Here is a 21,688-nt window from a genome sequence, read left to right on the forward strand (position 1 = left end):
GTCGCCGCCGAGGCGTTCAGCCGATGCTGTCGACGGCGGCCTTGGCACCCTGCATCGCCCGGCGCGCCGTCGCGTCGTTCTCCTCCAGCGCCTGGCGCACCACCCGGATGATCGTGCGCACCTCCGTCGCGGCGCTGTTCCAGCGCTGCTCCTTGGCGTGGTACTCGTCGGACACGCCGTCGGCCTGGTACTCGGCCATCGCGGACTTCACGTCCGCGTCGCGCTGGTCGATCAGCGCCTCCAGCTGCGACGCGATCCTGTCGAAGTTCGCCTGCGCCTCGGCCGACGCGCCCGCGTCGAAAGACCTGCGCTCGATGTCGTTCGCCATGACTGTCCCCCTCCGTGATTCCTCATGTCGTCCCGCCGGCCGGAGCCGGCGCCTGCACCCGCGCGGGCCACGGGGCCCGCGCGCAAGACGTCAGCGGCCGCCGCCGAAGCGCGCGGCGTCGAAGTTCGCCGAGCCCTCCGAGCCCGCAAAGCCGTCCGCGCCCTCGACGTCGCCCTGGGCGAACGCCTTCTCCATGCCGACGACGCCGCCGAGCACCGCGGCGAGCGCGCTGGTCAGCTCGACCGCGATCTCGTCCGTCCGGCCCTTGAACCGGTCGAACGCGGCACGCGCCTGCCCGTTGAACTTGCCCTCGAGCGGCTCGGCCGCCTGACCGAGCTGGCGTACCAGCATCGTCAGGTCCTCGCCGGACCCCTGGGTCTTCTTCGCGAGCCTGACCAGGGTGTCGTCACCCATATCGAATTTCTCGCCCACGCGGCGCGCCTCCTTCCCGTCGCCCGGGCCGCCCTCGCAGGGGTCGCCCGGTACAGGCGATTTGCCTGTCTGCTGAACCTATCTCCGGCCTTCCGGATCTTGTCAAGGAAAGTAGGCAACAGGCGCCGAAGTCCTGGTGAACCCGACAAAGCATGGCAAGATACCGTGCGCACGGACCCACCACGAACGGACCACCGGAGGAAACGACGTGCCAGGGGGACTCGAGGCCACGACGTGTGGCACGTGCGGCGCGCATCTCGCCCAGGCGGCCCACGCCTGCCCGCGCTGCTCCGCCCCGCTGTCCGGGCTGCGGCTGCGAGCCGAGACGCTGCTCACCGGGACGGCACCGGCCTCCGGCGCCGCACGCACCGGCAGTGTGATCATCGACACGGTCGCGCTCCTCGCCACGACGATCCCCGCCCTGGTACTGAGCGCCCTGCCGGGCACGACGGCGTCCGGGCCCGTTCTCGGGATCACCTCCGTCCTGGTCGCGGGCGCCCTCATGCTCCGCGGGTTCCGCCTCACCGGACGCACGCCCGGTGCCGTCGTCGCGGGGATCCGCTGGGTCGACGCGTTCGCCGGCACCGCGCCCGGCCCCGGCCGCTGGCCGTGGCAGCAGGTGCACGCGGTCAGCCTCGCCGGCCGCGATCCGCTCGCCGTCGTCGGCCCGCCGCCGGCGCCGGCCGCCGCGCCCCTGCCGCTCGCGGGGCCGACGCCCGTTGCCGGGTCGACGACGACGCCCGGCCCGCGCCGGCCCCTCCCGCTGCTCCCCGCACGACGCGACTCCCCCGCGGCCGAGGCGCCCGCCCCGCGACCCGCGGTTGTCGCTCGGCCGCCGGAGCCGGAGCCGGAACCGGTCGCGCGGCCCGCGCCCCCGGGCGGCGTGGCCGGCGGGTGCTTCCTGCTGTCGGGACCCGCGCGGATCCACGTCACCGGGACGGCGCTCGTCGGGCGGAACCCGCGGCCGCAGCCCGGCGAGCGGGTCGACGTCGTCGTGCCCTTCGGGGACTTCGACCTGTCCATCTCCACCACCCATGCCCACCTGCAGTGGGACGGCAGCATCTGCTGGGTGACCGACCGCGGGTCGACGAACGGGACGAGCGTGACCACCACCGAGGGAACCTGGCGGATCCCGCCCGGCGCGCAGGCGCCCGCGCGGCCCGGCGACACCGTCCACCTGGGCAGCCGCCCCTTCACGGTGGTGGTCGCCGGATGAGCGCCGAGCCGCCGCTGTACACCGCTCGCGTCCGCCCCGACGGGACCGCGCTCCCGCCCGCGGCCGACCACGTCGCCGAGGGCCTGCTGCAGAACGAGTCGCGCGCCAGGGTCGTGGCGCTCTCCGAGGCGCGCTCCGACCTCATTCACCGCACCCTGCCCGGCAACCACGACGCCGACGCGACGTTCGCGCTGGTCACGGACGAACGCTCGGTGCTCACCCCCGTCCTCGCCGACACGATCCGCTCGGCCGGCGGCGTCTGGGTCGTCCGGGAGACCGGTCGCGAGGGAGCCGGCACGCTCCGCGACGGCTTCACGGGCCGCAGGCTCCGGGACCTGGCCGACGGCGTCGCGGGCGCCGGCCGGCCTGCGGCGGAGCTCACGGCCGCCGACCTGTCGCCCGTCTTCCTCCGCCGGGAGCCCGCCGCCCTCGACCCCCGCGTGCGCGACTTCCCCGCGACCCGGCGCCTCACCCTCTCGGTCACGGTCACGCACCCGGCCCGCGCGTCCACGCTGCTCGGCGGGGCGGCCGAGATCCTCCTCGGCACGATCCTGCCGGGCGCGGGCCTCACCTCCTGGGGCACGCACGAACCCGCCCTGGCCCCCTGGGACCGCGAGAGGTTCACCGAGTACTCGCGCCGGTTCGTCGACCGCGGCCCGCACCTCGTCGTCGTCGGCGACCACGCCCTCGGCACGATCCGCACCCTGCGCACGGCCGACGGCGTCGAGGAGACCACGCAGCTCTGGATCCGGGGCGGCGCCCCGGGCGAGCCCGCCACGGCCGAGACCCTCGGCCGCGTCCCGGACGCCCTCACCCTGGCCTCCCGCGGCGGCCGGGCCGAGTCCGGCCTCGCCCTGACCAGGACGACCCGCGCGGACCTCAACGTCCCGCCCGTGATCGAGGCGCCCACGCTGCCCCTCGCGATGCTGATCGGCGACACGGCCCTGACCAGGTCGGGCGTCCCGGCCCGCGACGGGATCGCGCGCTTCGGCGGCACCCTCGCGGGCACGCGCGGCGCGGCCGCCCTCGTGCTGCCGCTCGGCGACGCGGCGTACTCCGACTGGGCCCGCATGACCGAGGTGCTGCGCTGGATCGGGCCGCGGCACCTCCCCTTCGTCCCGCCGGGAGGGCAGGACTGATGGCCCGCGACGCCGACAAGCAGCTCCTCGAGTCCGTCGCCACCCGCCGCGAGCGCCTCCGCGAGGCGTTCCTGCACGGCGACCTGGGGTCCCGGCGTTCGACCCCGGACAACGTGATGCGGTTCGTGACGAGCGTCGTGCTGGGCGCGGTCGCGTGCGCGGGGGTGGCGGGGTTCTCGTTCGTGCAGGAGCAGATCGCGGGCGGCAACGGGCCGGGCGCGATGACGCGGCCGCAGCCGACGTCGTCGCAGCCGTCCTCGTCGCAGGCGCCGACGACGGCGCCCGCGGGCTCTCCGGCCCCGGCGTCCCCGCAGTCCCCGCAGTCCGGCCGAGCCCAGTCCCCCGCCCCCCAGACCGACACCGACGGAGCCACCGCACCATGAGGTTCACCCGCCTGACCGTCGTCGGCTCGCAGCGCCGCGGCGACGTCGTCCTGCCGTCCGACGAGGAGCTCGCCGTGCTCCTGCCCGATCTCCTGGAGCTCGTCGACGAGCCGCCGGGCCCCGGCGCGGTCGCGCTCGTGCGGCCCACGGGCGACCAGCTCGACCTGGCGATCACCCTCGACGCGCACGACGTCCCCGACGGCGAGGTGCTGCGCGTCATGCGCGCGCAGGACGCGCCGCCGCCCGCGGAGGTCGCGGACGTGACCGAGGTGGCCACGGCCGTGCGCGCCGGCGTGGCGGGCCAGTGGTCCGAGGCGGCGCGGCGGGCGACGGGCGCGGCGGGGATCGGCGTGCTGGTCGCGGCGGCGGGCCTGGTGATCGCGCTGGACCAGCCGGGCCCGGTCACCGCGCTGGCCGTCATCGCGTCGGCCGTCATCCTGCTCGTGGCGGCGGCGACCGCGCGCGGCCTGGTCTCCCTGGTGGCGGGCGCGGCGGCGGCCGGGCTGGGCGTGGCGGTCGCGGTGGTCCTCGCGGACCTGACGGGCAGCGCGGCCGGGTACGTGGCGGGCGCGGCGGTGGGCTGGCTCGCGCTCGCCGCGGTGGGCGGCCGGAGCAAGGGCCCGCTGACGGGCGCCCTGACGGGCCTGGGCCTGACGGTGCTCGCGGCGGTGCCGGGCTTCCTGCGCCTTCCGGCGGACTCCGTGGCCGGGATCGTCGCGGTGGTCGCCGTGCTGGTCCTGGGCCTGCTGCCCACCCTCGCGCTGACGGCGGCCGGCGTCCACCGCCTCGACGACTCGACGCTGGAGGGTCACACGCACGAGCGCTCCGACGTCGTCCCGGCGCTGGCGACCGCGTACTCCACGATGAGCTGGGCGACGGCCGCGGTCGCGGCCACGATCGCCGGGGCCGTCCCGGTGCTCCTGGTCACGCCGGACGCGACCGCGCGGGCGCTGGCGGGCCTCGTCCTGCTGGTCGTGGCGCTGCGCGCCCGCCCCATGCCGCTGGTCACCCAGGTCGCCGCCCTGTGGGCGGCTGTCGTGCTGGGCGTCGCGGCGGGGTCGGTCCTCGCGTGGCGCGACGCCCCGTACCTCGCCGCCGGCGTCCTGCTGACCCTCGCCGTGACCGGCTTCGTCGCGACGGCGCTGCGCCCCAACATCCAGCAGCGCGCCCGCTGGCGCTCCCTCGGCAACACGATCGAGCTGCTCGCGGTGCTCGCCCTCTTCCCCGTGCTGCTCGGGGTGCTGGGCGTGTTCGACCTCATGCTCGGGGTGTTCTGATGGCCGCCCGGGCCGGCCGGCGCCGGGCGTGGTCGCTGTTGTCCGACGCCGTCCGGGGCACCGGCGACCTCACCCGCCGGGAGGCCGCGGCCGACGACGCCGTCCGCGCCCCGGTCAACACCAGCCGCCGCCTCACCTTCGTGGCGGCCGACGGCGGCACCGGGACGACGACGATCGCCGCCGCCTGCGCCCGCGTCCTCGCCGCCCGGCGCCCCGGGCCCGTGCTGGCGACGGACGCGTCGGGCGGCGCGGCCGGGCTGGGCCTGCGCTGCGGCGCGAACGCCCTGGTGGAGTTCTCCGCGCTGACCGACGACGAGCCGCCGCGCGGCCTCGCCGACGCCGCGGCGCGGCTCCCGCTCGCCCCGCACGGCCTGCGCGTGGCGGGCACCGCGGCCTGGAACCCGCCGGTGTCCGAGTGGATCGGCGCGGTGAACGCCGTCGGCCGGTTCTTCGAGATCGTCGTGACCGACGCCGGGCAGCGGTCGGCGCGGGAGGCGTCGGCGTTCGCGGCGGCCTCCCACGCGGTGACCGTCGCCGGGCGGACCGACGCCGGGTCCCTCGAGGCGAGCGCCGAGCTCGCCCTGCGGCTGCGGGCGGAGCATCCCGGCACGGCCGTCGTGCTCGTCGCCTCCGGGGTCGGCGGGCCGCTGCCCGGCGGGATCGCGAACGCGCCGTGGCCGGCCGGGCGTCCCGTCGTCGTCCCGCACGACCACGCGGCGGCGTCGTCCCTGATCACTCCCCTGCCGCAGCTGGCCGCGCCCACGATGACCGCGCTGACGCAGCTCGCGGCAGAGCTGCTGACGTCGGCCCGGGCGCACACGGGCGCCGCGGCGCCCGGCCCCGCCACCGCACCTCACCCGGGAAGTTCCGCATGACGCACAAGCTCGTCCACCGTCCCGCGCGCACCACCCGCGTGCCGCAGCCGGAACCGCCGCGCCCGCTCGCGCAGCCGCCCGCCGTGGGCGGCGGGCAGCGGGGCGGGTTCCCGCTGCAGGCGCTGCTGCCGGTGCTGGGGGCCGTGTCGTCGATGACGATGATGCTGCTGATGCGGAACAACCCGGTCATGGTCGTGGTCGCGATCATGGTGCTCGCCGTCGCGCTGATCGGCGGGCTCGGAATGGCGCTGTCGCAGCGCGGGAACGCCGCGCGGCAGCGGCGTGACCAGCGCGAGCAGTACCTCGACCACCTGGAGGAACTGCGCGGCGACCTGCTCGCGGCCGAGCGGGACGCGCGGCGGGTCGCCCACGAGCTGGACCCGGCGCCGGGGGCGCTGCTCGACGTGGTGCGGGATCCTGCCCGGCGCTGGGAACGACGGCGCTGGGACCCCGACTTCCTGCGCGTGCGCGTGGGGCTGGGGGACGTGCCGCGGCCGCGGCTGGCCCTGCACCTGAACGAGGGGCCGGCCGAGCAGCCGGACCCGATGCTGCTCGGCGAGGCGCGGGCGCTGGCGGAGCGGCACGCGCGGCTGCGGCACGTGCCCGTGACCGTGCCGCTGGACCGGGCCGGGGAGGTCTCCGTGGTGGGGCCGCGCGAGGACGTGCTCGGCGTGGCGCGGGCGATGATCGCGCAGATCAGCGCCTGGCACGCGCCCCAGGACGCGTACTGCGCGCTCGTGGCGCCGGCCGACCGGCTGGCGGACTGGGCCGGGATCGACCAGCTGCCGCACCTGGTGGACGACGAGCGGTTCGACGGGCCCGCGCCCGTACGCCGCGTCGCGCCGGACCTGGGCGCGATGGTGCGGCTGCTGCGCGGCGACGTCGAGCAGCGGGTGCAGCGGGCCGGGGAACGACGGCGCGCCATGGGCGGGTCCGGGAACCGCGGGCCCGGCGGGCCGCGGGCCGTGGTGTTCGTGGACGACTGGGGCGGGGTGGCGCATCAGATCCCGCTGGAGTCCGGGTTCTCGCTGCAGGAGCTGGACATCACGATCGTGCACCTGCTGTCGGACCGGCTGCACGAGCCGGGCGAGATCGGGGCGCGGGTCACGGTGGAGGCGGCCGGCGGGGGGCAGCGGGCGGCGATGACGTACGTGCCGCAGGCCGTGCCGGGCGGCGTGGCGTGGAGGGCGGCGGCGTCGTCGGGCACGGCGTCGTCGGGCGGCATGACGGGACGGGGGACGGCGGCGTCGGGCACGGCGGCGTCGGACATCGTGCGGACGGGCGGCGCGACGGCCGGCGGTACGGCAGCGGCGAAGCCGCGGCTCGTCGTCGAGACGTTCGGGGCCGCGGCAGGGACCCCGGACGGGGTGGCGGCGGTGCGGTGTACCTCGGACGCGCCGGAGCCGGCGCTGCTGCGCGGTCTCGGGCACGCGCTGGCGCCGTTGCGGCTGGTGGCGTCGGCCGAGGACGGGCGGGGCGGCACGGAGGCGCGGACCACCACGATCGACGAACTGCTCGGGATCCAGGACGCGACGTCGTTCGACCCGGCCACGACGTGGCGGCCGCGGCAGCCGCGGGACTTCCTGCGGGTGCCGATCGGGCTCGACGACAATGGGGCGCCGATCCTGCTGGACCTCAAGGAGGCGGCGCAGTACGGGATGGGGCCGCACGGGCTGTGCGTGGGGGCGACCGGGTCCGGCAAGTCCGAGGTGCTGCGCACGCTCGTGACCGCGCTCGTGGTGACGCATCCGCCCGAGGACCTGTCGCTCATCCTCGTGGACTTCAAGGGCGGTGCGGCGTTCGCGCCGTTCGAGAACATCCCGCACACGGCCGGGATCCTCGACAACCTCGCCGACGACCCGGGGCTGATCCAGCGTGCCAAGGCGTCGTTCCAGGGCGAGATCACGCGGCGGCAGCAGGTGCTGAAGGCCGCGAACTCGCCGTCGATCACGCACTACCGGGCGCTGCGGGCGCAGGACCCGGCCCTGGAACCGCTGCCCCACCTGATGATGGTGATCGACGAGTTCGGGGAGCTGCTGACGGCGGAGCCGGAGTTCGTCGACCTGCTGCTGATGATCGGGCGGATCGGGCGGTCGATCGGGGTGCACCTGCTGCTGTCGAGCCAGCGGATCGAGGCGGGCAAGCTGAAGGGCCTCGAGACCTATCTGTCGTACCGGCTGGGGTTGCGGACGTTCTCCGAGTCGGAGTCGCAGGTGGTGCTGGACACGCCGGACGCGTTCCACCTGCCGTCCGTGCCGGGGTACGGGTACCTGAAGGTGGACACGACCGTGTACCGGCGGTTCCGGGCCGGGTACGTGTCCGGGCCGGTCACCGAGCAGCTGCCGGAGCCGGACGCGCCCGACGACGAGCTGTACCGGCCGCTGGTGCTGGGGCCGTTCAACGACGTGCGCAAGGCGAACAACATCCTCGTGCCCGTGTCGGCGGCGGGTGAGGAGGAGCGGCTGGACCGGCCGTCCACCGAGACGCCGATGGTCGAGGTGCTCGGGCGGCGGCTGGCTCGGGCGGCCAAGCCCGGGCGGCCCGTGTGGCTGCCGCCGCTGCCGGCGCGGATCACGCTCGGGGAGGTGCTGCGGCGGGCCGAGGTGCCGACGGCGGACGAGCTGCGGGCGGGGGCCGGGCGGCGGCGGCAGATGTCGGTGCCGCTGGGGCTGATCGACTCCCCGGCCACGCAGCAGCAGGGGACGTGGGAGCTGGACCTGACGCGGTCGGGCGGGCACGCGGTGGTGGTCGGGGCGCCCCAGTCGGGGCGGACCACCTTCCTGTGGACGGTGGCGGCGGGGCTGGCGCTCACGCACACGCCGCAGGAGGTCGGGATCTACGGGATGGACCTGGTGGGCGGGGGGCTCAGCCGGATCGAGGGGTTCGATCACGTGGGCGGGGTCGCCACGCGGGCGGACCGCCGGCGGCTCCAGCGCCTCGTGGTCGAGCTGCGGGGCATGCTGGCCGTGCGCGAGCAGGCGTTCGCCCGGTACCGCATCGACAACCTCGCCGTGCTGCGCGAGCTGCACGCCACCGGTCAGGTGCCGGAGCTGCCGTCGGCCGACGTCGTCCTGCTGGTCGACGGCGCCGGGCTGCTGCGGTCCGACTTCGAGGAGCTCGAGGCCGGCGTCGGCGAGCTGCTGCAGCGCGGCGGCGGGTTCGGGCTGCACGTCGTGTTCGCCGTCGGACGGTTCGGGGACCTGCGCGCGCAGTGGCAGGGCTTCGTCGGCACGCGGATGGAGCTACGGCTCAACGACCCGACCGAGTCCAACATCGCCCGCAAGCTCGTCGAGACGATCAAGCCGCACCAGACCGGACGCGTCCTGACCGACGAGAGCCTGTTCGCGCAGATCGCGCTGCCGATGCTCGGCAAGCTGTCCGACGACGACGCCGGGGCGGGCGCGAGTTCCGGCGGCCCTGCGGCCGGCGGCGGGTTCGGGGGCGTCATCGGCGGGCCCTCGCCCGAGGAGGAAGCGGCGGCCCGGCGGGCGGCCGCCGTGGGCGCGGGGCTGGACCAGCTGGTCCGGGCGTCGTCGGAGGCCTGGACCGGGGAGGTCGCGGCGCGGATCCGCGAGCTGCCCGCCGAGATCGGGTACGAGGCGCTCCCCGACCAGAGCCAAGAGCCGGACCACGTCCCGTTCGGCATCCGCGAGGACACGATGGGGCCCGCGCTGCTCGAGCTGAACGGGCGCGACCCGCACCTGATGATCTTCGGGGACTCCCGCACCGGGCGCACCAGCCTGCTGCGGAGCATCGCGGCCGGGATCGTCGAACGGCACGAGGAACAGGACGTCTCCTTCGCGATCCTCGACATCCGGGGCGACGTCGCCGCCGCCGTCCCCGAGCCCATGACCGGCGGGCACGCGCCCAGCCCGCAGTTCGGCCGCAACCTGTGCGCCGGGCTGGCCGCGGACGTCCTGGCGGGGCGCGCGGCACGGTTCGTCGAGGCGCCACGCGGGAGCAAGCCGCGGTTCCCGAAGCTCGTGGTGCTGGTGGACGACCACGACATGATGTCCGCGGGCGGGTACGACCCCCTGACGCCGCTCCAGGAGTACCTCGCCCAGGCGCGGGACCTCAACCTCAACATCATCCTCAGCAGGCCGGTGGCCGGCGCGAGCCGCCTGTACGGCGGCGTCCCGAACGCGCTGCACGACTACGGCGCGACCAGCTTCGTCATGTCCGGCGACCCGGGCGAGGGCAGCATCCTGGGCGGACCGCGGCCGCAACAGCTCCCGCCGGGGCGGGGGATGCTGCTGCGGCGGGGGGCGCCGCCGGTCCTAGTCCAGACGGCCTACGAGAAATGGCAGAGATAGGCGTCACGGAGGCAGTTGTCGTCAGGAGGTGATGCTGAGGTTCACGAAGTGCACGACGTTCGCCAGAACGTAGGTCACGACCGCGGCAAGGACGAACTTGCCCAGCAGCCGAGCCGCCGGCTGCCGCCTCACCAGGCGGATGATCGCCCACACGGTCGACACGAGCCAGGAGGCCCAGGGGCCGAGGATCATCACGGCGACCATCGGGAGAGAGACCCACTCGGCAGCGTCGCTCCAAGCGGTACTCGCCACCATCTGGAACATGCCCCAGAAGAACCCGAAGAAGCTGCCGACCAGGCCGAGAGCGATCCCCACCACCGTACTGACCACATCACCCGTCGTGCCGGCACCCGATGGGGCGACCTCCGGCCCTCGAGGAGAAGTCAGCTGGGCCTGGTCGACCGGCGACTGAAACGACCCTGGACCCCCGTTGCTCCAGGCAGGCGCATCCTGCGGACTGTTGCCTTCAGGCGAGGGCAGCTGCTGCACGATTGACTTCCCTTCCCATCCGAATCAATGTGACTCGGCCGCGCGCGCGGCAGTGGCGTCCATCGCGCCTACCAGGGCCCAGCGGAGTTCGGCCGCGACGGAGCCGGCAGGGCGCTCGACGAGCTTGACTGTGCCCTCGCCTGCGCGGACGTCCAGGAGACGGTCGTCTGCCACGGACCAGTGGCGGGCCCAGAGGACCTTCGGGGTCTCCGCGTCAGAATCGGGCCAGGCTTCCACGGTGACCTGGAGGGCGAAGGTCTCGCGTGCGAGCAGGGCCTCCCGATCGGGCTCCGGCAGGTCGAGCTCCCGGTCCGGTGTGCCGGCCGCTTCCGACGCCGGGGCTCGGAGCTGGGGAACATCAGGGAGGGTGCGGGCCACGCCCGGCCACAGGTCATCCACGAGACTGAAGGTCACCTGTGCGCCAGGTTCGATGCGGATGCTGCCCTCGATCTTCGCGAGGCGTCGTGAGACAAGAACTGCGCGTTCACCGAGCAGGAAGAACTCGGTACGCACTCCGCGGTCCTGATCCACCGCGAAAAGGGTCGCACGCACGGGGGCGGCGCCGCAGTCCGCTAGCGTGCGCGCCAGAGGGTCGCCCGCCGACGCCGTTGCGGGGTCCTGCAGGCGCGTCCACTCAGGGCCCGTGACACGAAGCGTCGTGGAACCCTCGATGGGGTGGCCTGCTTTCGTGGCACTCATGAATCGCCCGGGTTGATGCCGTACTTCTCACGAACCTCATTCATGTTCGGACCTCCGTCGAACCCGAGCTTGTCCGCACCTACGGCCAAAGATCCGTTCTCACTGACGATCCCGAAGGACGGTCGCTGGGCACTGTCGATCTCTGGTTGCCGGGCGTAGGCCTTGTACACCTCTTCGAGAATGGCCGTGGCCTGGTCCTCTGTGACGTCGTCCGCGACATAGACCTTTCCGAGGGTTGATTCACCGCTGGGTCCTTTCGTGCAGTCGAAGTCGGCAGACTCGACGCCCTTGACGGACTCGGCGAGGCCTTCGTAGAGGCCCTCGCAGTTTGACTCGGCGGCCGCGGAGCACCCCATGAGCGGCAGAACTGTGATGACGGCGGTGAGACCAATGATCCAGCGGGACGGTGCGGATGTCGTTCGTGTGGTCATGATGTTTCAGTCCGTTCTTCCGACCTGGATGTCCTGCCCGCTGACCCGATCGTCCACTCCGGTGCCGTCGGCCTCCAGCAGGAAGCCGCTGTCCCGCAGCCGCTGCTCGGCAGCGGCAAGATCTGCGTCATGTGTGTCCTGGATGGACTCCAGATACTTGTCTTCGATGTGGTTGTTGTAGCCGTCAAGGAAATGGGAGGGGTCGTCGAGCGTGACGATGGTGTGGTTCTGGCTCTTCTCGGGACTGCCCATGCCTGTGAGACGCGCGTCGCCGAGGTCAAGTTTGGCGACAGTATCGCTGTCGTGCTTGATCTCCAGCACGTTGACGCCTGGGTCGATACTGTCGCTGTCGATAGGTGAGCCGAGGGTGATGACATCGGTGACGTTGAACTGTTCCACGAAGTCCGGGTCCGAGGTCAGCTTGGCAGTAGTCATTCCGCCCTGCGAATGCCCGATCATCAGCACATCGGCGCCTTCGGGGATGTCTGCTTGTTCCATCGCCATACGGACGGCATCGGTCATGGTCGACTGCCCACCGCCGGCAGTGACCAGGTTCCCGGTCAGATCATTGGGCAGATTCGGTGAGGCAAGCGGCGACCAGCCCAGAAACGAGAAATCCGTACCCGGGACCGTCACGACCACCTTCGGTCCGTCGGGACCGTCGATCGTCGTCACACGCACCACAGCACCCCCCACGGCTGTGCCTGCGTCGTAGGCATCGACCATGCCCCGCGCCAGCCCATCCAGACCGCGAGGTACGGCCAACTGGGGCGTGCCGCTGCCATCGAATTCCTGTGACACGTCGTCGTTGATGGTGGAGGCCCAGGGATTGCCGTCGTCGAACTGGTTGAAGGCGATGGTGCCGCCGACCGCGGTCGTGCCCAGAGCGCCGCTGACCGCGCCCAGCCACCGCAGAGTGGAAGCAGAGACCTCGGTGACACGGGCGGTGCTTCCGGGCTCGACCGCGTTCCACCACTCGACCGAGGCGTCGCCGACGTTGGCCCAGTCGTCCCCGATGGTTTCGACACGGTCCATCCACCAGGCACCGAAGTCACTGACCGCGTCGTCGATCCACTGCTGGCCGTCCTTGATGCCGTTCTCCAGGCCACGGAGCCAGTCGTTGAAGACCTGCTGGCCCGTGCCGCCGCCCTGGCCCAGGCCGGCGCCGCCGGCCAGGCCCGCGAGGGCCAGGCCTCCGGGGAGCAGGAGGTTCGGGCTGCCGTTGAGGAGGTCGTTCAGGAACGAGTCGGTGAAGCGCTCGATCTCGTCGGAGTCGCCCCAGCCGAGGGTGTCCGCGATCTGGCCCGCGCCCGCGCTGACGGCGTCGGCGAACTGGCCGGCCCAGCCCGGTGCCGCCGGGGCGTCCACCGCGCGGATCCGGGCGGCGCATTCCTCCTCGGCCTCGGTGATCGCGCCGCCCAGGGCGTCGAGGCGGTGCTGCAGGGCGTCGTTCTCGGTCATCAGGTGCGGCGGCAGGGTCAGCGAGATGCCGATGTCCGCGATCACGCCGCCCAGGCCGTCCGTCTCGGCGGCGACGCGGCGGCGGAAGTCCTCGATCTCCGCGATCAGCGCCTTGCGCTTGTCCACGAGGGTCCGCAGGGTCGTGGCATGGTCGTCCAGGTGGTCGCACACCCGATGCGTGTCGGTCGCGACCAGCTCGGCCTCGTCCCGGACGGGGTTCATCGAACCGAGCAGCTGCGGGGCCTCGGGCGCCTCGTAGTGCTCGCCGATCGTCTGCCACGCGGACACGTAGTCCGCGCCCAGGTCACGGATCGTCGACGCCTTCGACCGCAGGGCACCCGAGGTCGCCTCGACGGCCCCCGGGTCCAGCTCCTCGCCCGGGACCCGGGCGGCGTCTACCAACAGGAACTGCATCTCAACCCTTCCCGGCGGCCGGCGACGGCGTCGCGCCGAACCGCGACATGTCGAAGGACGTGCCCTGAGTCTGCGTGCCGGCCCTGGCGTGGGTCGCCGCCATCTCCTGGTCGCCCTGCTCGTAGCTCGCCAGCGCGGCCTTGACCGCCGCCGGACCGACCGCGAGACGGTCGCCGATCGACTTGAGGGCGTCGGCCTTCGCCTCGGCGAAGCCCGTCAGCGCGGACGCGATCGTGTCGCTCGCCGTCGCCGCACCGGCCGACGACGCCGCCGTCGGCAGCTCGGACATCGCCTTGGTCAGGCTCTCACCGGCCGTCGCCGCCGCGGCCAGCGCGCGGCTCGCCCCGGCGGGGTCGATCCGGTATCCGTCCATGACTCCTTGTCACCTTCGTCGGCACTGCGGGCAGCCTGCCCGACGTCGCACGTCAGGCCTGCGCACTCACCGTAGAGGGATCGTGAGAGGTTGTCGACTAAAGTCGCGACACGCACGACATCAGGCTATTCGCCCGGGTCTGGGGGCGCCTGGCAGAATCCCGGGCATGGACCTCACGCCGGCCGCGCATGATTCTCGCGAGCGGAACTCCCACGCCAACGGCGACGTCGGCGACTCCGGCGGCGGGATCGTGGTCATGGAATCGCGCGAACCCGTCGTCAGCCTGTCGGGCGCGCGGGCGGACCTGCTGGCCGGTCTCCGTGGGCGCCGTCCCGTGCTGGTGACCGGGCCGGGATCGAAGCTGACCCGTCCGCTGCACGACCTGGTGCAGGCCGCCGGCGGGGCGTGGGTCGTGCGGCAGGACGGCGGGGCGATGAGCGACGGCGTCACCGGGCTGCCGGTCGCTCGACCTCAGGACGCCGTGACCGGTGGCGGACGTGCCGGCCGGCTCGAGGCGGCGTCGTCGGACACGAGCCTCCTGACGACGCACGGCGCCACCGACGGCCTGGTGCAGGTGCTGCGGCTGGAGATCGCGGTGCGGAGCAGCCTGCAGAGTCGCGGGCTCGGGCGGACGGCCGCGCGCGCCGTCGAACACCTCACCGGGCGGGAGCCCGCGGGGTGGGGAACGGCCGAGCCGGCGCTTGAGCAGTGGGACGACGAGGCGATCTACCTCTACGCCGAGCGGCGATCACCCCGGCCCACCTATGTGGTGGTGGCCGGGCGCGGGGTGGTCGGGTCGCTGCTGATCCGGCGGACCGGGCAGGGAATCGAGGAGCTTTCCACGCTCGATATCGCGCTGGGACCCGCGGGAGCCGATGCCGTGGCGGAGGCCGAGCGGCGGGCGCGGGACTTCCTGGACTGGCTCCCCGCGCAGCCGATCGTGAACCACGCGATGACGTCCACCTTCGCCGGGCGGGCGGATCTGCTGATCGCTCCCGCGTCCGGGGCGACGGCCGCTCCGCTGCACCTGGTGATCGGGGCGCCGACGCTGCGGGAGCGGGAGGTCCCGCTCGATGAGGCCGTCGGGCGGTTCGGGGCCGAGCGGCAGGCGCGGGGGCGGATGGTGGCGCTGCGGTTTCCGCTGGCGGGGAACGGAGCGGGGTCTGGCTGGGAGCGGGCGCGGGAGATCGCGCGCTGGGTCGGCGGGACGGACGAGGGTTCGCGGCCCGTCTGATCGGTCGGCAGGTTGCCGGCGTCTTGTGGTGGGCCGATTCGAACGACATATGTATGTTTTTCCGTGGAACCGGACACGCGCGATACGGTAGGCGCAGACCGAGCGCCAACGGATCGCCGGCACCGGTGATCCTGCACGCCACCAGGAAGGGCACCACTCGATGCACGTCCGCAAGCGCGCCATCACCCTCGTCGTGGGCGCGGCACTCGCAGCGTCCGGGCTGACCGCCTGCACCGGCGGGGCCGACGACCCGGAGCAGACGCTCGAGGAGCTGCAGGCCTCCGCCGAAGCCGGTGAAGTCTCGGCGTCGCCGTCGGGAGCGACGCTCAGCGCCGAGGACGCCGCGATCGAGGAAAAGCTGGACAGCGCGGTCGAGCGGTATCGCAAGTACCTCGCGATCGGCGAGGAATACGCGGCGAAGGGCAGGAACGGATTCCCGGAGCTGCGCCGGCTGGGGTTCTACGGCAGCCAGGAGATGATGGACGCCGATATTTCCTTCTGGAACAAGATCACCCAGAACTCCCTCAAGCAGAAGGGGTCGCGGACGATCGTCGACGCCGAAGTCGTGGAGATCCAAGGCGACCCCCTGGCTGACATCGCCCGGAACCGGCTCGTGATGGACGTCTGCGTCGATGCGACGGCAGTCGATGTGGTGTGGCCCGACGGGAAGTCGGCCTTGGGCGAGCGCCCGGGGCGCAGCGTGATGCGATTCGAGATGCAGGGCCAGCCGGGTACGGACGAACAGGAAAGCTGGTGGTCGCTGGCGAAGGCGACCAAGACCGAGGAGAAGTGCTGAATTGCGCGCAACGATCACGGCTGCAGCACTCCTTCTCGCGACAGCCATCACGATGGCACCCGCCACGGCAGCCGCACCAGCCGAACAGATCGTGATGGCCACGGAGACGGGCGAGACACCGCCGGTCAGCGGCGGTGGCATGGATGACATCGACATCGTCGCCGAGGAGAGCCCCGAGGATGGCGCGACTGATGACTCGTCGGAGTCGGAGGGCACCGGCGGTGGTCCGGCCAAGTGCTACGACGAGGGCAACGACAACGCCGAGGTCCCCTGCACCGACGGTAACGGTGGCTGGTGGGGAGGAACCTGCTACCTGAGCCAGGTACCCGAGGCCCAGCTCCCCGCCGCGGACGATCCGATCTGGCAGGGAAACCACCCCGACGGATACATCGTGGGCTGCTCGGGCTACGCGTGCACCGGCCGCGACCCCGCCAACGCCCCCGACCTCGCACCCGGGCAATGCCAGACCCAGTACACCGGCCTGATCTGGCTCCCCGAGCTCCCCGGCCCCGAGAACGTCGACGTCGAGGCCCTCGCCGAGAAGGCCGTCGAGCAGATGAACCTCCAGCCCGTCACCATCGGCATCGCCCCCGAGGACGAGCCCGGCTCCGTCGGCGCGGTCGGCCTGCCCGTCTGGGCCTGGGTCCGCGACGCGCGGCCCAACACCTTCGGCTCGATCCAAGAATCGGCGACCACCAGCAATGTCACCGTCACCGCCCGCGCCTCGGTCACCACCGTCGAGTGGAACATGGGCGACGGCACGACCATCACCTGCGAAGGCCCCGGAACCCCCTACGACGAATCCTACGGAGTCACCAGCTCCCCCGACTGCGGCCACGTCTACGACGAACAAGGAAACCCCTACACCGTCCGCGCCACCACCCACTGGACCATCACCTGGGAAGGCGCCGGCCAGACAGGCACCCTCGAGGCCGAACGCACCGCCGAGACACAGATCATCATCGGCGAGGTCCAGGTCCTCAACCGCTAGACCGGCACCGCTCCCGGACGCTCGCTCTCCACCGCGAGCCTTCCCGCAAGAAGCGTGGCAAGGCCAGAGGCGTCCTGCGCATCGAGCATGGCGAAATACGCCGACCGCTGATCGACGGGCACGATCGCCGGAAACCCGAACCGGCGGATCGTCTGCAAGGCGATGACCGCACGTCCCGTACGGCCGTTGCCGTCGCTGAACGGGTGGATGCGTTCGAATGCGATGTGGGCACCCGCGATCGCTTCCATGAGCGCCGGGCCATCGAGGTTCGCCGTCTGCCACTCCGTCTGGTCCGCCCACTGGTGGATCAGACCGGGCACCTGAGACGGCGGCGCCGGCTTCCACGACGCGCCGGTCACGACGTTGTCGGAGGACTTGAACCGGCCGAAGTCACGGGCGAGATGATCCATCAGGGCCGCGTGAACCTGAAGGACGAGACTGGTGGAGATCGGCTCACCGCCGGCGACGGCCTGCAAGATCCTGACCATCACCTCGCGGTGGTTGGCCACCTCGTACAGCTCACGGACGCGAGTGCCCGCGGCCGGAGTCCGCTCGTCGACGAGGAGCGTGATGGTGTCCGCGAGCGTGAGCGTGTTGCCCTCGATCGCCGCGGAGTGATGAGCGAGCCGCACCAGGACATCCTCGGCGTACTCCGGTGTCAGGACGGCCAGCTGCTGCACCTCGATCTGAAACCTCTCCCGGTCCCAGGTCATGACCGGGTCCGCCGGCTCCCGACGATGTTCATCAGCTCGTCGAGCCCGAGGCCCTCGTACTTGTTCACCGGCTTCACCTCGAGTACACCACCCAGCACCGTCACCTCGACCGGATCGCCCGCGTTCAGGCCCAGCGCACGCAGCTCGGACGGGCTGATCGTGATGCCTGTCGAGTTCCCGATCGTGACGATCTTCTTCCGCATACGAACAGGGTAACACCATGTTCGTACATGAGTTCCGTAACTACAGGAACGGATTCGTCGCCAGTTCTCGTTGGACCGTCGTGGTCGGGCCGTGGCCCGGGACGACCGTCAGGGACGGGGCCAGGCGCCCGACGACGTCGTGCACCGTCGAGCGCATCGTCGCGCCGTCGCCGCCGGGGAGGTCCGTGCGGCCGATCGAGCCGGCGAACAGGACGTCGCCGGTGAACGCGATACCGAACGGCTCGTCCAGGAGGTACAGCGTGGAGCCCTCCGTGTGACCCGGCGCGTGAACGGCCCGCAGGGTCAGCGCGCCGAACGCGAGGTCCGCGGCGCCGTCGGGCATCTCGATGCCCTCGATCCGCGCCGGGACGCGGTACGTCTCCGGCGAGAAGCCGAGGCCGGCCAGTTCCTGGCCCAGCGCGCCGCTCACGATCGCCTCTCCCCCGTCGCCGGACAGCGTGCCGAACGGGTCGGCGAGCCGGTAGGCGTCGGCGGCGTGCAGGCGCAGCGGGATGTCGTACCGGTCGCACAGCCCGGCGGCGTCCCAGGTGTGGTCGGCGTGGCCGTGCGTCGCCAGGACGGCGCGGGGGCGCAGACCCTGCTCCTCGACGACCCGCGCGACGCCGTCGGACACGCCGGCCCCGGCGTCGATGATCACGCAGTCCCGCGGGCCGGCGCCCGCACCGGGCGCCGCCACGATGCAGCAGTTCGTCCCGAAGACGGGCGCGACGACGACGTGGACCTGCGCGGATTCGCTCACCGGGACACCGTACTGCGGCACCGCCGGCGGGCTCGGCGGCAGCTCGCGAGGCGCCACCCCGCCCCGGACACGACGGTGCGCCGGGCCACGAGGCCCCGGCGCACGTCGTCGGGCTGGTGCCGCCGCGCGGCGGCGACCGTCAGACGTCCGGCTCGTCGTCGGGCCGACGACGACGGGCGCCGCGGCCGTCCGGATCGGGGCCGCCGTGCGGGCCGGGGTGCCCGTGCGGGCCCCTGCGGCGCCGGCCGCCGCGACCCGGGCCGAAACCGGCGAAGGCGCCCGGTCCCCAGCCGCCGAAGCCGGCCGGGCCGAAGCCGCCGCGGCGGCGCATCTCCTCGAACGCCTCGCGGCGTTCGGTGAACTCCTCGCCGAACTCGGTCTCGGCGCGCTCCAGGACGCGGCCGAGGTAGGCGCTGAGCCGGGCGACCTCGTCGTCCTCGAGGACGTCGAGGAGGTCGCCGGCGGGGGCGGGCTCGGTGGCGGCCTGCTCGGCCTCCTGCCCGGCGGCCGTGAGGCGGACGACGACGACGCGCTTGTCGTCCGGCGACGGCTCGCGCTCGACCAGGCCCTGCTTCTCGAGCTTCGCGAGGAGCTCGGCCAGGGACTGGCGGGACATGCCCAGCAGGAACGTGAGCTCCTTCTGGGTGGTCTCGGGCTGGAGCTTGAGCAGGGCGAGGACGCGGCCCTGGCCCTGGGTGGGGTCCTGCCACGGGGTGCGGCGGCCGCCGGGGATGCGGCCGCCCCACATCTGGTGGCGCTGGAGCATGCCCACGGCCACGAGGCGCTGGGCGGCCTCCTGCCGCACGTCGGCGGGTTCCTCGGTCATGAGGCCTTCCTTTCGGTGGTCGACTCTGTCAGGTACCTGACATCAACCAGGGTGCGCCTCCGCCCGATCATTTGTCAAGTGCTTGACTGTCTTGGTCCTGACAGATCTGTCACCGGGGCGCCTGCACCCGGTTTGCAGGATCCTGCAACACGGCCGGCCCGGCGCCGCCTAGCGTCTGGGCCGGCGCGTCGCCGGGTGCCGCGACGGGGTACCACCGGGTGGTGTCGCGCCGGTCAGCACAGAGTTCACGCGACGGCCCGTCGCGCCGTGGCAGCACAGAAACGAGCACCCATGCCCACTTTCGTCCAGTCGTCGGCGCGCCGGCGGGCCGGCGCGATGGTCGCCGCCCTCGGCCTCGCGCTCTCGGCGATGTTCGCCGTCTCCGTCACGCAGGCTCCCGCGGCGAGCGCCGCCGTGTGCGGCGGCAGCCTGATCAACACCAAGGCGCTCCGCACCGACGCGGGCACGGTGGTCGGCTACCTCGACGTGTACTACAGCGGCAGCACCGGCAGGAACTGCGCGGTGACCCGCCACTCCGGCCCGAGCTACGGCGTGAGCAGGAACACCTGGGTCGCGATCGTGCGCTGCGACCAGGCGACCGCCGGCAACGGGTGCACCTACCCGGAGTCCCGGTGGGTCCGGGACGAGGACTACTACGCGTACTACGCGGGCCCGGTCTCGATCGCCGCGGCCGGCTACTGCATCCGGGTCACGGGCGGTCTCATCTGGAACGGTGACCCGGTCGTCGACTCGATCACCGGCCACTGCGGCTGACGCCACGCCCGCCCGCGACGGCCCGGACCTCGTGTCCGGGCCGTCGGGGGCCGGGGATGAAGAGCGACATGTAGTTTTTACCCGGACAGTTCGTGACAGGCGGTAATCTGGGCGCGCCCCCTATCCCGGAGGACGTCATGCCTCGTGAGATCACGATCCTGTCGCCGCGCCCGCTGTCCGACGTCGAGGTGCTGCAGGCCGCCACCGACGCGATCCCCGAGGTGGGCGTGCGGCGCATCCAGCCCGGCGCCCTCCTGCAGTTCGCGGCGAGCTCCGGGGACGAGGCCGAGATCGTGCTGACGATGGAGCAGCCGTCCTACCTGCGGGCGCCCGAGGAGATCGAGCGGCTGCACCCCGGCACCGTGCTGCCGGCGGCGATGCTGGAGGCCATGGTGCAGGCGGCGATCGACCCCGCGACCAGCCAGGCGGTGTGGATCGACGCGACGGCGCCCGCCACCCCGCTGGGCCTGGTCGGCGCCGGGATCTGCGAGCGCCTCGCCGCCGCGGCCGGCGGCGTCTGCATCGTGCAGGACGGCCGATGAACCCGGGCGCGCCGTACGCGGCACAGCGGCCGGGGCGCACGCCGGGTGTGCCGCCCGTGCATCTGGCCGTGACGGGGGTGGCCGGGGGCGTGGGCACGACGACGGTCGCCGCCGCCGTGGCACGCGTGCTCGCGGCGGCGATGCCGGGGCAGGTGGGGTTGCTCGACCACGACGGCGGGACGTTGTTCGTGCGGGCCGGGGTGACGGAGCGGGACCGGCAGTGGGCGCCGCCGGATCTGGCGCCAGTGCGGGTGCAGTGCCTCGGGAGCGCGAACAACGTGCTACAGCGGATCCCGCTCGGCGTGCCCGGGCTGGTGCCGCTGGTGGTCGCGCCGTGGCACGAGGACGGGCTGCGCCTGGCTGCGGGCGTGGTGCAGCGCGCGACGACCGTGGAGCCGATGGTGCTGCTCGACGACGTGACCCGGGCGCGCGACCGGCAGGAGCCGGGGATCCGGGACCGGCCGGGCCTGCCGTACGACCGGGCGCTGGCCGCGCCCGGGCCGCTGCGGGATGCCGGGGCGGGCCGGGCGGCGCAGCAGGCGGTGCAGCAGGCGGTGAGCGAGGTGCTGCGGCGGGCCACCGCGACGGGCGGGGTCCCGCAGCACGCTGTGGCACAGGACGGAAGGGGGGCCGCCTGGTGAGCGGCACGGACGGCTGGGAGCTCGACCCGGCGGCGATCCAGCGGACGTTGCAGGGCACGCTGACCGACGGCGAGAACCTGGACGCGACCCTGGCGAAACCGCAGGAGACCCACGAGAAGGTGGCGGCGGCGTCGCCCGGCGCCGTGCCGGTCCTGGCGGCGCTGACGGGGTTCTTCGAGGCGCGCGGCCGGTTGCGGGACGACGTGCGCGAGCGGGTCCAGGCCGGGGTGACCGGAGCCGCGACGGCGCTGCACTGGTACCAGCAGGGCGACGAGGAGATGGCGGCCACGCAGCAGGCGCTGGCGCGCCGGGCGGCGTCGAGCGGCGACCTGGACGTGTTCCAGCTTCCGCCGGGCGCCGGCTGAGCGCGGGGGCAGC

24 protein-coding genes are annotated in these 21,688 nt (G+C 73.3%); 13 read left to right on the plus strand and 11 right to left on the minus strand.

Going from position 1 to position 21,688, the window contains the following annotated elements; genetic code table 11:
- Positions 1–16: 16 nt before the first annotated feature.
- Both ABD208_RS06930 and ABD208_RS06935 read right to left on the minus strand, forming a co-directional pair.
- Positions 17–328 (minus strand): pore-forming ESAT-6 family protein, encoded by a 312-nt coding sequence (locus ABD208_RS06930; RefSeq protein ID WP_344100919.1) that lies wholly within the window; start codon positions 326–328, stop codon positions 17–19.
- Between the two features lie 90 nt (positions 329–418).
- The gene (locus ABD208_RS06935) at positions 419–742 is read right to left on the minus strand and encodes a hypothetical protein (protein WP_344100921.1); all 324 of its coding nucleotides are present in this window, start codon (positions 740–742) and stop codon (positions 419–421) included.
- A gap of 226 nt (positions 743–968) precedes the next feature.
- On the opposite strand from ABD208_RS06935, the gene ABD208_RS06940 reads away from it, so the two are divergent.
- Genes ABD208_RS06940 through ABD208_RS06965 form a run of 6 tightly spaced genes read left to right on the plus strand, consistent with a single transcriptional unit; the run spans position 969 to position 9,963 of the window.
- Entirely contained in the window at positions 969–1,976 is a 1,008-nt protein-coding gene (locus tag ABD208_RS06940) for an FHA domain-containing protein (RefSeq protein ID WP_344100924.1), read from the plus strand.
- Positions 1,973–3,115: a DUF6177 family protein gene (locus ABD208_RS06945; RefSeq protein WP_344100926.1), complete on the plus strand. Its 1,143-nt coding sequence runs from the start codon at positions 1,973–1,975 to the stop codon at positions 3,113–3,115. Before ABD208_RS06940 ends, ABD208_RS06945 begins: the two co-directional genes overlap by 4 nt.
- Positions 3,115–3,498 carry a hypothetical protein gene (locus ABD208_RS06950; protein ID WP_344100928.1) on the plus strand — a complete coding sequence of 128 codons (384 nt, stop codon included), beginning with the start codon at positions 3,115–3,117 and terminating at the stop codon, positions 3,496–3,498. Before ABD208_RS06945 ends, ABD208_RS06950 begins: the two co-directional genes overlap by 1 nt.
- Entirely contained in the window at positions 3,495–4,775 is a 1,281-nt protein-coding gene (locus ABD208_RS06955; protein WP_344100931.1) for an EsaB/YukD family protein, read from the plus strand. The genes ABD208_RS06950 and ABD208_RS06955 overlap by 4 nt, the downstream gene beginning before the upstream one ends.
- Positions 4,775–5,650: a hypothetical protein gene (locus tag ABD208_RS06960; protein WP_344100933.1), complete on the plus strand. Its 876-nt coding sequence runs from the start codon at positions 4,775–4,777 to the stop codon at positions 5,648–5,650. The genes ABD208_RS06955 and ABD208_RS06960 overlap by 1 nt, the downstream gene beginning before the upstream one ends.
- Entirely contained in the window at positions 5,647–9,963 is a 4,317-nt protein-coding gene (locus ABD208_RS06965) for an FtsK/SpoIIIE domain-containing protein (protein WP_344100935.1), read from the plus strand. Before ABD208_RS06960 ends, ABD208_RS06965 begins: the two co-directional genes overlap by 4 nt.
- A 21-nt stretch (positions 9,964–9,984) precedes the next feature.
- Here the strand turns inward: ABD208_RS06965 and ABD208_RS06970 are convergent, their stop codons facing one another.
- The 5 genes from ABD208_RS06970 to ABD208_RS06990 all read right to left on the minus strand — a co-directional run bounded on the left by ABD208_RS06970 (position 9,985) and on the right by ABD208_RS06990 (position 13,830).
- On the minus strand, positions 9,985–10,293 hold the full coding sequence (locus tag ABD208_RS06970; RefSeq protein WP_344100938.1) for a hypothetical protein: 309 nt from the start codon (positions 10,291–10,293) through the stop codon (positions 9,985–9,987).
- Between the two features lie 183 nt (positions 10,294–10,476).
- The gene (locus ABD208_RS06975; protein ID WP_344100940.1) at positions 10,477–10,965 is read right to left on the minus strand and encodes a hypothetical protein; all 489 of its coding nucleotides are present in this window, start codon (positions 10,963–10,965) and stop codon (positions 10,477–10,479) included.
- A 182-nt stretch (positions 10,966–11,147) separates the two neighbouring features.
- The gene (locus ABD208_RS06980) at positions 11,148–11,582 is read right to left on the minus strand and encodes a hypothetical protein (RefSeq protein WP_344100942.1); all 435 of its coding nucleotides are present in this window, start codon (positions 11,580–11,582) and stop codon (positions 11,148–11,150) included.
- 6 nt (positions 11,583–11,588) lie between these two features.
- Entirely contained in the window at positions 11,589–13,457 is a 1,869-nt protein-coding gene (locus ABD208_RS06985; protein WP_344100945.1) for a hypothetical protein, read from the minus strand.
- A 1-nt stretch (position 13,458) separates the two neighbouring features.
- A complete protein-coding gene (locus ABD208_RS06990; RefSeq protein WP_344100947.1) occupies positions 13,459–13,830 on the minus strand; it encodes a DUF6507 family protein in 372 nt (123 codons plus the stop codon).
- A 166-nt stretch (positions 13,831–13,996) separates the two neighbouring features.
- On the opposite strand from ABD208_RS06990, the gene ABD208_RS06995 reads away from it, so the two are divergent.
- The 3 genes from ABD208_RS06995 to ABD208_RS07005 all read left to right on the plus strand — a co-directional run bounded on the left by ABD208_RS06995 (position 13,997) and on the right by ABD208_RS07005 (position 16,851).
- Complete coding sequence (locus tag ABD208_RS06995; protein WP_344100951.1) at positions 13,997–15,064, plus strand: DUF6177 family protein; 1,068 nt, start codon at positions 13,997–13,999, stop codon at positions 15,062–15,064.
- A gap of 160 nt (positions 15,065–15,224) precedes the next feature.
- The gene (locus tag ABD208_RS07000) at positions 15,225–15,860 is read left to right on the plus strand and encodes a hypothetical protein (protein WP_344100954.1); all 636 of its coding nucleotides are present in this window, start codon (positions 15,225–15,227) and stop codon (positions 15,858–15,860) included.
- Positions 15,861–15,912: 52 nt separating this feature from the next.
- Positions 15,913–16,851, plus strand: a complete 939-nt coding sequence (locus ABD208_RS07005; protein WP_344100956.1) for a hypothetical protein — start codon at positions 15,913–15,915, stop codon at positions 16,849–16,851.
- Here the strand turns inward: ABD208_RS07005 and ABD208_RS07010 are convergent.
- From ABD208_RS07010 to ABD208_RS07025, 4 genes are all read right to left on the minus strand, one after another.
- Entirely contained in the window at positions 16,848–17,564 is a 717-nt protein-coding gene (locus tag ABD208_RS07010; protein ID WP_344100958.1) for a Fic family protein, read from the minus strand. The genes ABD208_RS07005 and ABD208_RS07010 overlap by 4 nt on opposite strands.
- Positions 17,561–17,767: an AbrB/MazE/SpoVT family DNA-binding domain-containing protein gene (locus ABD208_RS07015; RefSeq protein WP_344100960.1), complete on the minus strand. Its 207-nt coding sequence runs from the start codon at positions 17,765–17,767 to the stop codon at positions 17,561–17,563. The genes ABD208_RS07010 and ABD208_RS07015 overlap by 4 nt, the downstream gene beginning before the upstream one ends.
- A gap of 40 nt (positions 17,768–17,807) precedes the next feature.
- A complete protein-coding gene (locus tag ABD208_RS07020) occupies positions 17,808–18,527 on the minus strand; it encodes an MBL fold metallo-hydrolase (protein ID WP_344100962.1) in 720 nt (239 codons plus the stop codon).
- A gap of 139 nt (positions 18,528–18,666) precedes the next feature.
- Positions 18,667–19,353, minus strand: coding sequence for a MarR family winged helix-turn-helix transcriptional regulator (locus tag ABD208_RS07025; RefSeq protein ID WP_344100965.1), 687 nt, complete (start codon positions 19,351–19,353; stop codon positions 18,667–18,669).
- 291 nt (positions 19,354–19,644) lie between these two features.
- On the opposite strand from ABD208_RS07025, the gene ABD208_RS07030 reads away from it, so the two are divergent.
- From ABD208_RS07030 to ABD208_RS07045, 4 genes are all read left to right on the plus strand, one after another.
- On the plus strand, positions 19,645–20,127 hold the full coding sequence (locus ABD208_RS07030) for a hypothetical protein (protein WP_344100968.1): 483 nt from the start codon (positions 19,645–19,647) through the stop codon (positions 20,125–20,127).
- Positions 20,128–20,264: 137 nt separating this feature from the next.
- Positions 20,265–20,669, plus strand: a complete 405-nt coding sequence (locus tag ABD208_RS07035) for a hypothetical protein (RefSeq protein ID WP_344100970.1) — start codon at positions 20,265–20,267, stop codon at positions 20,667–20,669.
- Positions 20,666–21,310 carry a hypothetical protein gene (locus ABD208_RS07040; RefSeq protein ID WP_344100973.1) on the plus strand — a complete coding sequence of 215 codons (645 nt, stop codon included), beginning with the start codon at positions 20,666–20,668 and terminating at the stop codon, positions 21,308–21,310. Before ABD208_RS07035 ends, ABD208_RS07040 begins: the two co-directional genes overlap by 4 nt.
- Positions 21,307–21,675, plus strand: coding sequence for a DUF6507 family protein (locus ABD208_RS07045; protein WP_344100976.1), 369 nt, complete (start codon positions 21,307–21,309; stop codon positions 21,673–21,675). The genes ABD208_RS07040 and ABD208_RS07045 overlap by 4 nt, the downstream gene beginning before the upstream one ends.
- Positions 21,676–21,688 lie beyond the last annotated feature (13 nt).

The organism is Myceligenerans crystallogenes, from assembly GCF_039529775.1.
Lineage (GTDB): Bacteria > Actinomycetota > Actinomycetes > Actinomycetales > Cellulomonadaceae > Myceligenerans > Myceligenerans crystallogenes.